The 13801-nt window shown below is 63.9% G+C and carries 12 protein-coding genes; 4 read left to right on the forward strand and 8 right to left on the reverse strand.

Going from position 1 to position 13801, the window contains the following annotated elements:
- Positions 1-40: 40 nt before the first annotated feature.
- The gene (locus ACWGTI_RS03025; protein WP_454585734.1) at positions 41-1234 is read right to left on the reverse strand and encodes a TMEM43 family protein; all 1194 of its coding nucleotides are present in this window, start codon (positions 1232-1234) and stop codon (positions 41-43) included.
- Between the two features lie 63 nt (positions 1235-1297).
- Positions 1298-4201 (reverse strand): M16 family metallopeptidase, encoded by a 2904-nt coding sequence (locus tag ACWGTI_RS03030; protein WP_454585735.1) that lies wholly within the window; start codon positions 4199-4201, stop codon positions 1298-1300.
- A 509-nt stretch (positions 4202-4710) separates the two neighbouring features.
- Between ACWGTI_RS03030 and ACWGTI_RS03035 the strand changes: the two genes are divergently transcribed.
- On the forward strand, positions 4711-5421 hold the full coding sequence (locus tag ACWGTI_RS03035; protein ID WP_454574573.1) for a helix-turn-helix transcriptional regulator: 711 nt from the start codon (positions 4711-4713) through the stop codon (positions 5419-5421).
- A complete protein-coding gene (locus ACWGTI_RS03040; protein WP_454585736.1) occupies positions 5418-6188 on the forward strand; it encodes a response regulator transcription factor in 771 nt (256 codons plus the stop codon). Before ACWGTI_RS03035 ends, ACWGTI_RS03040 begins: the two co-directional genes overlap by 4 nt.
- A 60-nt stretch (positions 6189-6248) precedes the next feature.
- On the opposite strand, the gene ACWGTI_RS03045 is transcribed toward ACWGTI_RS03040, so the two are convergent.
- From ACWGTI_RS03045 to motA, 6 genes are read right to left on the reverse strand one after another with little or no spacing between them, the layout of a single operon-like run.
- Positions 6249-6686, reverse strand: coding sequence for a hypothetical protein (locus tag ACWGTI_RS03045; RefSeq protein ID WP_454585737.1), 438 nt, complete (start codon positions 6684-6686; stop codon positions 6249-6251).
- Positions 6683-7765, reverse strand: coding sequence for a flagellar biosynthesis protein FlhB (gene flhB, locus ACWGTI_RS03050; protein ID WP_454585738.1), 1083 nt, complete (start codon positions 7763-7765; stop codon positions 6683-6685). The genes ACWGTI_RS03045 and flhB overlap by 4 nt, the downstream gene beginning before the upstream one ends.
- A gap of 19 nt (positions 7766-7784) precedes the next feature.
- Positions 7785-8801 (reverse strand): flagellar motor switch protein FliG, encoded by a 1017-nt coding sequence (locus ACWGTI_RS03055; protein ID WP_454585739.1) that lies wholly within the window; start codon positions 8799-8801, stop codon positions 7785-7787.
- A 44-nt stretch (positions 8802-8845) separates the two neighbouring features.
- On the reverse strand, positions 8846-9235 hold the full coding sequence (gene fliN, locus ACWGTI_RS03060; protein ID WP_454574569.1) for a flagellar motor switch protein FliN: 390 nt from the start codon (positions 9233-9235) through the stop codon (positions 8846-8848).
- Between the two features lie 33 nt (positions 9236-9268).
- The gene (locus ACWGTI_RS03065) at positions 9269-10201 is read right to left on the reverse strand and encodes a FliM/FliN family flagellar motor switch protein (RefSeq protein ID WP_454585740.1); all 933 of its coding nucleotides are present in this window, start codon (positions 10199-10201) and stop codon (positions 9269-9271) included.
- A gap of 35 nt (positions 10202-10236) precedes the next feature.
- A complete protein-coding gene (gene motA, locus ACWGTI_RS03070; protein WP_112559342.1) occupies positions 10237-11112 on the reverse strand; it encodes a flagellar motor stator protein MotA in 876 nt (291 codons plus the stop codon).
- A gap of 143 nt (positions 11113-11255) precedes the next feature.
- Between motA and ACWGTI_RS03075 the strand changes: the two genes are divergently transcribed.
- Together ACWGTI_RS03075 and flgF are read left to right on the forward strand one after the other, a co-directional pair.
- Positions 11256-13067, forward strand: a complete 1812-nt coding sequence (locus ACWGTI_RS03075) for a DUF1217 domain-containing protein (protein WP_454585741.1) — start codon at positions 11256-11258, stop codon at positions 13065-13067.
- Positions 13068-13075: 8 nt separating this feature from the next.
- On the forward strand, positions 13076-13801 hold the full coding sequence (gene flgF / locus ACWGTI_RS03080; protein WP_454585742.1) for a flagellar basal-body rod protein FlgF: 726 nt from the start codon (positions 13076-13078) through the stop codon (positions 13799-13801).

Genomic DNA, 13801 nt, shown 5'->3' on the forward strand with positions numbered 1-13801 from the left:
TCCATCCCATCTCGGCCACCACCGATTATGGGTTCACGAACTAGACGGCTGCGCCGGCAGGCGGCGCCGCCGCCGGCACGGCCGGCTTTCGCGACCGACCGATCCTGTAGACAATCACCGCGGCGATCACGCCTGCCGCCAGGATGGCTACCGCCAACACTGGCCGGTACCAGAACCAGGCAATCGCGATTGTCGTCGTGCCAACCAGGATCGCGAGCACGAAGGCGATGATGCCAGTGCCCATCCGCGCCATGCTGCCGAGGAAGGGAATGACGTCGAGGATCACCCCGATCGGACTGAGGAACAGCGCAAAGCCGATGGTCAGCAAAAGCAGGCCGGCGCCGCGCAGCAGCCAGGTGATCAGCGTGTTGGCGCTGACCGCGTCGGCGAACATCTTTTCGGCCGGCACGTTGCCGGTATCGACCATCAGCAGCGCGTCGCCCGCTTGCGTCTGGTAGGGCTCGAACCGGCTGCCGGCCTGGCGCGCGACGATGCTGACCACGCCGAGCGGCGCCAGTTCGTAGCCGATGCGGTAGTCGCCCAAAGCAGGCGTCGTGTTGTCGTTGCCGAGATAGATCTTGCCATCGACGATGCTGAGCGGCTTCGTCCCGCTATAGGCGGCCTTTATCGCCGCCGACTGATCGGCCGTCAGCGAATAGTCCTTGTCGCCCTCGATGCGGTCCAGCACCGGCGTGTCCAGATCGAAGGCGACAAGCTTGCCCTGCGGGATCTGGAATGTGCGGCTGTGGATTGCCATTGACGGATTCTGATGGCCGTCCGGCTTCTTGAAATCGGACGAGTCGATCTGGCTGTCATCCCACACTCTGGAATAGCTGTAGGTCGTCACCGTCTCTTCGCCGCCGCCGAGCTTCTTCGTCGTCTCCGACTTGGACTCTTCCTTCCACTGATACATCTCGACGCTGCGCGACAGCCGCAGCCCCTGCGCGGCAATGCCGAAATCCGGATCCGCCAGGCCGGTATCGGCCGTCACCGGGCCGCTCACATAGACCAGCTTGCCGTCATTGGCTGCATCGACGCTGTCGGCGCCGACCGCAACGACCGCGCCCGACCCCTCTGCCAGCGAGCGTGCCGTCTGCACGGCGCGCCCCTCGTTCCAGAACAGCCCGATCACCATCAGCACGATCAGGATGAGACCGAAGATGACCCCGCCCACCGCGCGCTTGATCCGCCCGAACCACGAGACGGACGTTACTTCCCGAAATGAATCGCTCATCGTTTCCCCCGAAACAAAGTTGCCCAAGATTTCAACGCGGCCGGCGGCCGCGCGTCGAACTGATTAGTCTGCGTGTATCTGCGCGCCGCAATCCCTGTCACCGGCGCAGGCGTGCACCGCCCGCGTCGTACCGCCATCACCCACCCGCCATGGCGATGCGGACAGAGGCGCTTGCCTCTTGTTGCCGAGAAGGTCAAGCGCCCGCATCGCGGTCTGCTCCTCCGTCTCTTCCCGTTTGACGACCTGCACATCTCTAAGGCCGATCGCGGCAAGCTGCGGCATCACCACGTCAGGATCGCCCGCCACCACGATCAGTGACGGATCGAGCGACGACAAGGCCAACGCCTGTTTCTGCACCGCGTCCAGCGTCAGCTTTGTGCGCGCGGCCATGCGGCCTTGCTGGTCCTCCAGCGTCGAGCCGCTGCCAACCGCGCCAATCAGCGAGGAGAACAGGCCGGCCGAGGTCTCGGCCGATCCGGCGAGCGCCCGGCGATAGACGGTCACCGTGCGGTCGACCTCGTCCTGCGCCACCGGCAAGGTGGTCAGGCCGGCAAACCCTTTGAGGATTTCGGTGATCGCCGGTCCGGTGTTGGCGCGCTCGACGGTGGTTGCCACCACCAGTCCCGAGCCGGCCTTCATCGGGCTCATGAGATAGCTCGACACGCCATAGGAATAGCCCTTCTCCTCGCGAATCACCGAATTCAGCCGGCTGGAGAAATCGGCGCCGAGCAGATTGGAGACCGCGGTCGATTCGGCGCGCTCGCTTTCGTCGGTGCCGGGCGCCGGCCGCGCGACGAACAGCGCCGACTGGCTGGCGCCGGGTTCTGGCACCAGCAGCACCTTTTGGCCGCCACCGAAATGCGCCGCCGGCGCTTGCTCGACGGCATAGCCGGCGGCGTCGCTTGTCCACGCGCCGAATGCTTTCTCAAGGCCGGCTGCAACGGTCGCGACCGGCATCGGGCCGACGCTGTAGAAGGTCACCGCCTTCGGCGTGAACTCCGCCTTGAACGCGTCTCTTGCCTCGTCGAGCGAGATCGAGGCCAGCGCCTTTGCCGACCAGTCGACCGCAGCCTTGCCCGGCACCTGCGGGATAAGGGCTGCCTTTGCCACGCGGCCGGCTACGCCCGGCAGGTCCGCCTCGCGCCCGTTCAGCCAGTCGGTCGTCTGCGCCATCAGCACCGTCCATTCGGTCTTGTCGAAACGCGGCTTCAGCACCGCGTCGATAAGCAGGCCAAGACCCTGGTCCAGTTTTTCCGGTGGCACGCCAAGCGTCATCGTCGTGGTCAGTGCGCCGGCCTGGTAGCCGACACCGGCGCCGATGTCGCTGGCCGCCTTGGCGAAGTCGGCCGAGCCGCGTGTCCCCGCGCCGCGCGTTGCCATGCTTGCAGCAAGTTCCAGAAGCCCTTCCTTGCCTTCCGGCACGCTGTTCCAGCCGCCTGCGGCACTGGCCGCCACATAGACCATCGGCGCTTCCGGCATGGTGTAGTGGACGAGCTTGATGCCATTCGACAGCGTCGCCGTTTCTTTTGCCGGCAATGTCGCCGAAGGCGCTTGCCCGGCCGCATGCTTCGGAATGTCGATCGCTGCCCGCTCCGGCGCGGTGAACGGCAGCGGCGTGCCGGACGAGCCGATCAGCGCATCGGGATAGCCGCCGCGCGGGCCGGGCTTCAGCACCAGCGCGCTGGCGTCTTCCGGTTTCAACAGCCGCTTCATCGTCGCTTCGACGTCCGCCGCGCTGGCGTTCTTGACGCGCGGATCGTCGACCAGCGCGCTCTGCCCATCGCCGAGCACGTCGGCATTGTAGGAGACGGTGCCGGCGCGGTCCTTCAGCCCTTCATTGCCGAGCCGCGCGGCCTGCAACAGCCCGATGCGCGCGCGCTCGACATCGGCCGGATCGAGCGGCGTCTTGAGGAAATCGGCGAACGCCGATTTCATCGCGCTTTCCAGCGCCTCCGGCGCTACGCCTTCGGCCGCACCCGCCTCGAAGGTGAAGCGGCCGCCGAGCAGGCCGACGGTCCAGTTCGCGCTGGCATAGGTGGCAATGCCCAATTGCGAAACCAGCCGGTTGCGCAGAAATCCATATTCGCCATTGCCGAGCAGTTCGGCTCCAATGCTGAGCGCGCCATTGTCCGGCGACTGCGCCACCGGGCCGCTGAAGCCGACCACGACAACGGGGCTCGGCACACGATCCTCCAGCACCAGCTTCAGCCGGGCCTGCGCCGGTTCCGGCACGGCGGGTCGCGCCACGTCGGAGCCGCGCGCCACCCGGCCGAACGTATCGGCAATCAGCGCTTTGGTGTCGTCGACCTTGAGGTCGCCGACCAGCACCAGCACCGCATTGTTGGGCAGATAATAGCTGTTGAAGAACCCTCTGACATCGTCGAGCGTCGCCGCGTCGAGGTCGGCGACAGAGCCGATGACCATGCGGCTGTAGGGATGCGGCTTCGGGAACAGGCCGGACCAGAAAGCTTCCCAGCCGGACGCGCCGGCCTTGTCGAGCACGTTCTGGCGCATTTCGTTCTTGACCACCGAACGCTGCAAATCGAGCTTGGCCTGCGTTACCGACCGGCCGAGATTGGCCATGCGGTCAGCTTCCAGCGACAAGATCATCGGCAGCGACGACGACAGCCCGTCGACGTAGTAGACCGTGCCGTCCTCGGTGGTCCACGCATTGATCTCGTTGCCGAGCGCGGCATGCGCGCCGAACACGTTCGGCCAGGCCGGCGTGCCGGAAAACATCAGATGTTCGAACAGATGCGCGAAGCCTGAGCGTCCCGCGGGCTCATTCATCGACCCGACGCGATAGCGCAGATTCATCACCACCTTCGGCGCACGATGGTCCGGCACCAGCACCACCTGCAGCCCGTTGTCGAGCGCATAGGTGACGATCGGCTCCGCCTTGCCAGCTACGACACCGGCAAGAACAGCAAGCACCACCGTGAACGCCAGGAAAACCCGCTTCATCATTACCCCCGATGCTGATGGCGGCGAAGCAAGCGCCGCCAAATCCGCCTTTTACGACCGAAGGGACGCCCACCCCTGCCGGTCGCCGAGAACCTATCGGAATCGATCGTTCCTCGATACGGCAGTGTCGCAACACCCTCTGGCTTTTTCGTGTCGGCGTTTCGGGTCGCTCGAGGCAGGAAAAGGCCACGGAAGCCGCCCCCGAGTCGCCTGAGTCCAGAAAAATCGATTTTGTCAAATCGCATTTGATGTCGGATTCATCTGCGGGTAGATTAGACCCGAATCAGCCGGTCCTTGGGGGGCGCGGCGACCACCCAAAGTCTCAAGTACCGGCCTCTGACCGGCACCAGACGCGGACGGCTTCGCGTTCCCTGATGGATTCGGTGATCTGCGCGACGCCGCGCCGTGTGAGTGCTTCGTAAACGTGATGCGTCTTCAAGTTCGGCCGCTGGTGACCCCGGCATCCGGGCTCAAGAAAAGATTCCGGCCATGACATACAACCAAAGCATCCAATGAGCAGCTCCGCCGCGCTTCTGCAATCCGACACATCAGGTTCGCGCCTCGCGTCCCGCGGCGATCTCACCTCGTTCTTCATGCAGCTTGCCGCCGAGATCGGCGCCGACAGCTACATGCTCGTCGCCATCGTCCACGACCAGGACCGCAACGACGCCCGCATCGTCTCCTCCAACTGGATCTTCGACGCCATCGAACTCATCGGCAAGCGGCTGATCGCCGGCCTTGCCCAGGGGCCGCTGACCGTGGCACCGGGCATCCGCCCGAAGCCGTTGGTGGCCGCCGAAGCGCCCGACGCCGGCAGGCTGCTCACCGGCGAGGAAGCGCGCCTGCTCGACGTGCTTGGCCATGCCGAAGTCTATTCGCTGCGGCTCAATGTCGGCCGCCAGCGGCTGTTTGCCTTGTTCTCGGCGGCCGAGGCCGGCAAGATCGACCAGCCGGCGCTGATGAAGGCGCAGCTGAAGTGCTGCTATGCGCTGTCCGCCATTCCGCAATTGGTCGCCGCCGCCGCCATGCAGGACCCGCTGTCCGACCGCGAGCGCGAATGCCTGTTCTGGGTGTCGGAAGGCAAGACCACCGATGAGGTCGCGGTGATCCTCGGGGTCTCCTCCAACACGGTCAACAGCTACATCACCCACGCCATCCAGAAATTCGCGGCCTCGAACCGCGCGATGGCCATCGCCACGGCGATCAGGAGCGGCATCATTTGAAACACGCTGACATCAAGGCGGCGGCCGAAGCCCTTTTCAACGAGCAGCGCAATCCGTTCGGCGCCTTCTCCATCGGTTCCGAAACGCACAACGCCGTCACCATCCCGGACGCGGTGCGGCGCTGCCGCTGGATCGCCGTCGACATCAACGCGTCAGCCTTCGGCCTCTACTTCGTCAGCCCTTCGCCGGAACGCGCGCGCCTCGTGCCGAGCTTCGATTCCGACTATCCCGCTACCGCTGTCGCGACCAAGTTCATCGCCGGCGCCAATGGCGAGGAGATGGTGCGCCACAGCGGCACTTCCACGGCGCCGCGCTGGTGGGCCGATGACGGCATCGCCGGCTCGGACGCCGTCTTCCAGAAACTCGCCTGGACGGAGCGCACGGCGCCGCTGGCGCCGGGCACCAACGGCATCGCCTTTCCCGTTCATGCCGATCGTGGTCATTGCGGGCTGGTGGTCTTCCTGGGCTCGACGATCACGCTGCCGGAGGACACGCTCTACGAAATCCACGCCCGCTGTTTCTCGCTGTTCGCCGCCGTCGCCCGCATTCGTCCCAACGATGCCAGCCGGATGCGATCGATCTCCAAGCGCGAGCTGGAGTGTCTGAAGCTGACCGCCAACGGCAACACCAGCGAAGAGATCGCCAGGCTGTTGAAGCTGTCGGTCCACACCGCCAACCAGTATCTCACCCAGTCCACCCAGAAGCTCAATGCGGTCAACCGCAACCAGGCGGTGGCCAAGGCGTTGCGGCTGGGGTTGATCGAGTAACAACGCCTGCCTGCCTTCAGGCCGGCGTGCTCAGACGATTGAGATAGCGGCGGACAAAAATCAGCGATAGGCGAGCGGCTCGGTTCTGCGGATGCGCGCCTCTTCGATCACCGTCTCCAGCAAGGTCGTGTTGTGCTCGGGATCCTCGCCGGGTTTCTCGAACGACACATAGTTGACGGCGACCGAAGACCTCTCTTCGCTCAGCGTCAGCTGGAAATAGACGGTGACGCCCGGCGGCCTGAGCTCGAGATCGAGCACGATGCGCGGGCTGCCGCTCCAGTCGACATGCGCTTCGCCGCCGTGGCCGAGCCGCAGCGTGCCGGGCAGGAAGAACAGTTCCACCGCCGAATCCACGAGGTCCGACAGGCAAGCGAAATGCTCGAGCCGGATGAAGGCGATGTAGTCGGCGACATCGATCAGGCGCAACTCGTCCACCACCTGCTCGATGGCCTTGGCGACGATGAGTTCGCGGGATTTTGCGTGCGGTTGGCGGTTCATTGAATTTGTCTCCGCTCAGCCTTTTTCGAGTAGACTATCCGCACCAGTTCGGCGACGGCCTGGTAGAATTGCGACGGGATCACGCTATCAACCGAAACTTGCTTGTACATGGAGCGGGCGAGTGCCACGTCCTCGAAGATCGGGATGTTGTGCTCCTTGGCGATCTCGCGAATCTTGAGCGCCACCAGGTCCTGTCCCTTGGCCAGCACCATGGGTGCTGAATCTTCGTCGCGGACATATTTGAGCGCGATGGAAAAGTGCGTCGGATTGGCGATGATCAGCGTCGCGCGCGGAACCGCCGTCATCATCCGCTTGCGCGCCCGGTCGCGCGCCAGCGAGCGCAGCCTCGATTTGATGATCGGGTCACCCTCGGACTGTTTGAACTCGTCCTTGACCTCCTGCTTGGTCATGCGCAAATCCTGCTTCCAGTGGAAGCGCGACCAGACGATGTCGACAGACGCGATCAGCCCCATGACGAAGACGATGGCCACCAAAATGTCGACGGCGATGCTCTTGATAACGAGGCCGAAAGCGACCGGGTTGGTGATCATGCCGGCCAGCAGCTGGCGGTAATCCTGCGACAGCGTGAAGTAGAGCACGATGCTGGCAAAGCCGAGCTTGCCCAGCGACTTCAGGAATTCGACGAAACCCTGCACGCCGAACAGCCGGGTCCATCCCTTGCTGATCGAGATTCGCGACAGTTGCGGTCGGATCCGCTCGCCGACGAATTGCGGCATGTTCTGCAGCACCGAAGCGCCGATGCCGGCCACCACCAGCAGCACCAGCAGGCTGACGACGGCACGGCCGATCTCCATCATCACGGTCTTGTAGAGCGCGATGACGTCGGTCTCGGTGTTCATCGGCCACACCTCCGGCTTCTCCAGGAACATGGACAGGAACATGCCGAGATCGACCACCGCGTCCTTGGCGTAGAAGACGGTGAACACCAATATGGCGATGAAGGACGCCAGGAGTGCGGCTTCCCGCGAATGGGGCAGCTTGCCCTGTTCGATGGTGTCGCGGATCTTCTTTTCTGTCGCGTCTTCGGTTTTGGAGTCTTTGTCAGCCGCTTCAGCCATTTGGGGTCAGCGCTCGGCTCTACGCCGCCTCGCTCTGCTGCGACGAGGGGAGTTCGAAAGCCCCCTCGCGCGAAAGCCGGATCGTCGCCACCGCAACGTTCTTGCGCGCCGCCATGATGTCGGCAAGCTGGATGCCTTCCGAACCCTGCCCGAGCTCGGACTCGATCATGCGCCGCGACCGGGCGCCGATTGCCGACAGCACCGACTCCGTCAATGCGGGCGCCGCACCGCGCAGCGCCAGCGTGATCAATTCGGTCGACAGCCCGTCGAACAGAAGCACCCTCGCCTTCTGGGTCAGAAGCGGCAGATCGTCGAAGGCAAACAGCCTGGAGCGGACGCCGCCGAGATCCGGCGTGCCGGCCTCTTCCAGGTCCTGCATGACCTCTTCCAGCTGCGGTTTGTCCATCTCGTTGAGCACGCTGGCAACGCGTGCCTGTCCGGCCGAGATGTCCTTGGTGGCGGTCTGCGCCAGCACGCTGGCGCGCAGCTGGTTTTCGATGATCCTGGCGGCGACGTCGGGAATCGTCGCCATCGTCACCATGCGCTTGATGATCTCGCTGCGCATCGGCTTTTCCATGGTCAGCAGGATGTTGGCGGCGGCCTGCGGCGCAAGCTTCGACAGCACCATGGCTGCGGTCTGCGGATGCTCGGTGGCAAGGAATGTACCGAGACGCGTCGGTTCGAGCTTTTCCAGCTCCGGCCAGATCGGCGGCGGTCCCTCCGGCGCGACCTCGAAGCGCTTGTCGCCCATGATGGCGCTCATTTCTTCGGGCGACAGCGATTCATTGAGGATGGTGTCCATCCGGTCGGCGGAATCGAGCAGGCCGGCGCCTTCGGTGAATTCGGCCTCGAATTCGGCGACGATACGTTCGAGATCGCTCTGCGGAATGGTGCGCAGCAGACGCGCCCCTTCGATCAACGCCTTCAGCTCTTCCTGCTTGAAAAACTTCAGAAGGCGGCTGGCCGATGGCTTGCCCATCGCTACCAGGATGGCCGCCGCCTTTTGCGGGCGCGTGAGCGTCACCTGAGTCGTCATGGCATCCGCTCCGATCGCTGCTGAGACCGCATGTCGTCTGTCCCCTAGGCGCTCTTGGTGGCAGCGATGATTTCGGTCAGCCTGATGCCGAAGCGCGACGGATCGCTTTCCAGCACGGTGATTTCGCCACGCGCGATCTTGCGGCCATTGACCACGACGTCGACCGGCTCACCGATGCGCCGGTTCAGCGCCACCGTCGAACCCTTCTGCAGCGCCATCAGGTCCGACACCGGCATTTCGGTGCTGCCGAGGATGATCTGCACGTCGACCGGGATGCTCATGATGACGTTCGAATTGGTGCCGGACATAGCGGCACGCAAGGCGGCGTCGGGCCGCTTTTCCTCCTCCTGGAGGACGCCGCGCAATTCCTCGATGGCGCGGTCGAGTTGTTCGTCCGGCTGGTCGATATTGGCTTCCACCTTGGTCTTGGCCATAAGTCGTCTCCAAATGCTTGAGCTTGCGCGGCGTCAGCCTGGCATGAGCCCATCGATAAAATCCTGACCGGCATCGTAAGGATGCCTGATCCGGACGGTGTAATTCTGCCCGAGTTTGCCGAACTCGCACACAAACAGCGTCTTGTCGCGCGCGCTCAGCCTCGCGTGCGACTGCGCCGTTTCCTCGAACTCGATGACCTGCCCCGGCTCGAAGCCGGCGATGTCGCCGAGCGTCAGGCGGGCCAGTGGCATGGTCGCTTCAAGCGTCACCGTCGAGCGCATCACCTCTTCCGAAAAACGTGCCCGCCAGTCGGAGGTTGTGCCCTCGCTGTCCTGAACATCGGCGATACCGCGCGTCGCCAAGAGGATGCGCTGCGGGATCATCACCGTGACCGTGCCGCTGTCGGTCGGCGTCGAAATGCCGAACACGATGCGCACCGCCGCGCCGTCGCGCAGCACGCGTCGCCTGGCTTCATTGCCCGAAAGCGCCCGCGGCACAGGCAGCCGCAGCTCGAGTGAGCGCCGGCCCGATCCGTTCAGCGCCTGCGCAACCTCCTGGAACACGGTGGTCGCCACATCGATTTCGATCTGCGACAGCGCGCGCTCGATCGGCGAAACCGGCTGATCCGGATCGCCGCCGAACAGCGCGCAGACCATAACTGCGATCGCTGGCGCATCGATCACCAGCGTCATCGCATCGGAAGAGGTCGGCGATGCAATGATGGTCATGGCAAAGCTGTCGCCGGCATGCACGCGCGCATCCGGCACGCGGCTGACCTCGACCGCGCGCAGGTCGACGGTAACTTGAGCGCCGAGTCCGCCGGCCAGGCTCTTCTGCAGCAGCGGCAGGGCGCGCTCGCCCATCGATCGCCCGGTGCCGATGACATGACCGGCCTCACCGCTGTCACCGACCAGACGCTCGATGATCAGCGAGCGGGCTTGCGAGGGGCTGCCAGGACTTGTCATGACGGCGTGCGGTCCTGTCTGTCGTCATGCATGGCTCAGGCCGCTTTCTTCTCGGCGGATGCGGTGTTCATCGTGCTCTGCTCGACGGCATCGATCGTCGGCCGCTCATAGGACGAGATGGTCTTGCGGCCGAACTCGATCGCCACCTGCGGCAAGGCGCCGTTCATGTAGGCGAGCAGCGTCTGCTTGACGATGATGTAGAGGCGGTTCTTCTTCTCGCGCACCGTCTTGATCTTGGTCGCGACCGGCCCGACCACGGCGTAGGACAGGAAGATGCCGAGAAAGGTTCCGACAAGGGCGGCGCCGATCAGGCCGCCGAGGATTTCCGGGGACTGGTCGAGCGCGCCCATCGCCTTGACGACGCCGAGTACTGCGGCAACGATGCCGAGCGCCGGCAAACCGTCGCCAACCGCCACCAGCGCATGATAGGCCTTCATCTTGTCGGACTTGATGGTCTGGATTTCCTCGTCCATCAGAGCCTCGATCTCATGCGAGCGCGCATTGCCGATGATGATGATGCGGCAATAGTCGCAGATGAAATGCGTCAGATCGTGGTTCTTGAGCACGGTCGGGAACGCCTGGAAGATCGCCGATTCCTCGGGGTTGTCGATATGCGCCTCGACCTCGCTGCGGGACTTTGAGCGCAGCTCGCGCATCAGGCTGTGCAGGACGCCCAGCGTCTCCAGATAGTCGCGCTCCTTCGGCACCGCCTGCTTGAAGGCTTCGAGGATGCCCTTGCCTGTGTCCTTGACCGTCTTCATCGGGTTGGCGACGAGGAAGGTGCCGAGCGCGGCGCCGCAGATGACCACCGCTTCCCAGGGCTGCATCAGCACATGCAGATGGCCGCCCATGGCCATGAAGCCGCCGAGAACACAGCCGAGCGTCACCACCAGTCCGATCAGAATGCCCACGCCAGATCCTTCCATATCACCTCAGGCCTAATCGATAGCCCCCGTGCCTTGTGTGAGGCTTGAATCACGCATGGCGAACCGATTCAGCCTCGCGCAAGCAAGTCCGCATACTCTGACTCTGAAGCTGCGACCGGAGGCATGTCGTGTTGAGCACTTTTACCAGCTACCAGCTCATCGCCAGGGATATTCCCAAGGCGATCGACCGCATCGAGGCGGACCCGGTCACCAAGCGCGACACCGACTACTATCTGGCCAACATCGGCAGCGTGAAATCGATCGACGATTTCGTCAAGAACACCCGGCTGTTCACTTATGCCATGAAGGCCTACGGCCTTGGCGACATGGCCTACGCCAAGGCCTTCATGGTCAAAGCCCTGAAGGAGGGCGTCTCCGACCCCGACAGCTTCGCCAACAAATTGACCGACAAGCGCTATGCCGAGTTCGTCTCGGCCTTCAATTTCGCAGCGTTGGGCGCGGATGCCACCAGCTACAACCCCGCGCAGCAGGGCGTGACCAAGAACTATACGGCCCAAATTGGGCTCGGCGCCTTGCAGAACGGGTTCGACTACTACAAGGGCGAGACGTCCTACTTCATTGGCAACATCTCCAACGTCAAATCGATCGACGATTTGATGGGCAACGACCGCCTGCTCACCTATGCAATGGCCGCATTCGGCCTCGACGCCGACGCCGAAGCGCCGGCGACCGTCCGGGCGATGCTGGAAGGCGGCGTCACCGACCCGAACAGCCCGGCGAACACGTCGACCAACAAGGGCTATGCAGCTTTCGTCGCCGCCTTCGACTTCGTCCAGTATGGCGACCAGGCGACAGCACGCGACGCCGTCCAGCAGGCGGTTCCAAAGGCGATCATGGCCGGAACCGGGCTGGTGCTGGTCAAGCCGACCGCGCAATACATCAAGGGCGAGGCCGACTACTACGCGGCAAACATCTCCAAGGTGAAGTCGATCGAAGACTTGCTGAAGGACAAGCGCCTGCTGACCTTCGCCATGGCTGCCTATGGGCTGGATGCATCGACCCAGACAGCGAAGCAGATCCGCACGATGGTCAACGGCGGCGTCACCGATCCGTTCAGCCCCGCCAACCTGTTGACCGACAAAAGCTACGCCAACTTCGTCGCCGCCTTCGACTTTGCCCAATATGGCGATCAGACGACCACGCGCGATGCCGTGCTGGAGACCACGCCGACGCTTTACACGACCGAGTCCAGTCTTGGTCTCATCAAGCCGAATGCGGATGCTGTCGAGGCCGAGACCAGCTACTACCTCGCCAACATCACCAAGGTGAAGTCGATAGACGATCTGATGGCCGACAGCCGGCTCTACAATTATGCGCTGTCGGCCAGCGGGATCGATCCGGCAAGCGTCAGCAAGGACCTGATCCGCAGGGTGCTGGAAGGCGGCGTCCGTGACCCGGACAGCGTCGCCAACAAGGCCAACAACAAGGCCTTCGCCAGGCTCGCCACCTCGTTGAATTTCGAGGCTTATGGCGAAGCGGCGACCACCCGCAGCGCCTCACAGCAGCCGGTCGTCGACAAATACATGCGTCAGACGTTGGAAGAAGATGCCGGCAAGACCAATGAAGGCGTGCGGCTGGCGCTCTATTTCGAACGAAAGGCGCCGACGATCACCAACTGGTACGACGTGCTGGCCGATACAGCCCTGGCCAGCGTGGTACGCACCGCGATTGGCCTGCCCGATTCTTTCGCCACCGCCGACATCGACAAGCAGGCGCAGGCCTTCGAGGCAAAGCTCGACCTCACCGATTTCACCGACCCCGCCAAGCTCGACAAATTCCTGACCCGCTTCACCAGCCTGTGGGAAATCAACCATCCGACTTCGACAGCCCAGACCTCGGTCGGTGTGCTGTTTGCCCAACCGACCACCGTCGGCATCTCGACCGATCTGATGATGGCCATGCAGAAACTGAAATTCTGAGAGCACCCATGCAGGACAGCCTCTACGTCGCCCTTTCCTCACAGATCGCGCTCGAGCGCCGTCTCGACACCATCGCCGACAATGTCGCCAATGCCTCGACCATCGGCTTTCGCGCCACCGGCGTGAAGTTCGAGGATGTGGTCTCCGGCACCGGCGCCAAATCCGTGTCGTTCGCCTCTTCGGGCAAGACCTATCTTTCCGGCGCACATGGCGCGATGACGGAGACCGGCAACCCGTTCGACTTCGCCGTCCAGGGCGATGCCTGGTTCGGCATCGATACGCCGGCCGGCACCGTGATGACGCGCGACGGGCGGTTTTCGATGAACGAGAACGGCGAGCTGATGTCGCTCGAGGGCCATCCGGTGCTCGATGCCGGCGGCGCGCCGATCCAGCTCGATCCGCGCGACGGCCCGCCCAAGGCGGGCGCCGATGGCTCGCTGCGCCAGGGCGACAAGCTTGTCGGCGCCATCGGGCTGTTCAATTTCGACCCAGGCCCGAATTTCGTCCGCTACGGCAATTCGGGCATCGTTCCCTCACGCGCGCCCGAGCCGGTCACCGACCGCTCCGATCTCGGTGTCGCGCAAGGCTTTGTCGAGGAATCCAACGTCAACCCGGTGCTGGAGATGACGCGCCTGATCATGGTCCAGCGCGCCTTCGAGAACACGGCGGCGCTAATGCGCCAGACCGACGCCTCGACCGACGACGCCATCAAGACGCTCGGCTCCAAGTCGTAG

It is taken from the genome of Mesorhizobium sp. ArgA1, from assembly GCF_053714375.1.

What these genes read in the sequence shown, in the direction of transcription:
- ACWGTI_RS03025 (WP_454585734.1), bottom strand. Translation starts at nt 1,234, where the DNA reads ATGAGCGATTCATTTCGGGAAGTAACGTCCGTCTCGTGGTTCGGGCGG.
- ACWGTI_RS03030 (WP_454585735.1), bottom strand. Translation starts at nt 4,201, where the DNA reads ATGATGAAGCGGGTTTTCCTGGCGTTCACGGTGGTGCTTGCTGTTCTT.
- ACWGTI_RS03035 (WP_454574573.1), top strand. Translation starts at nt 4,711, where the DNA reads ATGAGCAGCTCCGCCGCGCTTCTGCAATCCGACACATCAGGTTCGCGC.
- ACWGTI_RS03045 (WP_454585737.1), bottom strand. Translation starts at nt 6,686, where the DNA reads ATGAACCGCCAACCGCACGCAAAATCCCGCGAACTCATCGTCGCCAAG.
- flhB (WP_454585738.1), bottom strand. Translation starts at nt 7,765, where the DNA reads ATGGCTGAAGCGGCTGACAAAGACTCCAAAACCGAAGACGCGACAGAA.
- ACWGTI_RS03055 (WP_454585739.1), bottom strand. Translation starts at nt 8,801, where the DNA reads ATGACGACTCAGGTGACGCTCACGCGCCCGCAAAAGGCGGCGGCCATC.
- fliN (WP_454574569.1), bottom strand. Translation starts at nt 9,235, where the DNA reads ATGGCCAAGACCAAGGTGGAAGCCAATATCGACCAGCCGGACGAACAA.
- ACWGTI_RS03065 (WP_454585740.1), bottom strand. Translation starts at nt 10,201, where the DNA reads ATGACAAGTCCTGGCAGCCCCTCGCAAGCCCGCTCGCTGATCATCGAG.
- flgF (WP_454585742.1), top strand. Translation starts at nt 13,076, where the DNA reads ATGCAGGACAGCCTCTACGTCGCCCTTTCCTCACAGATCGCGCTCGAG.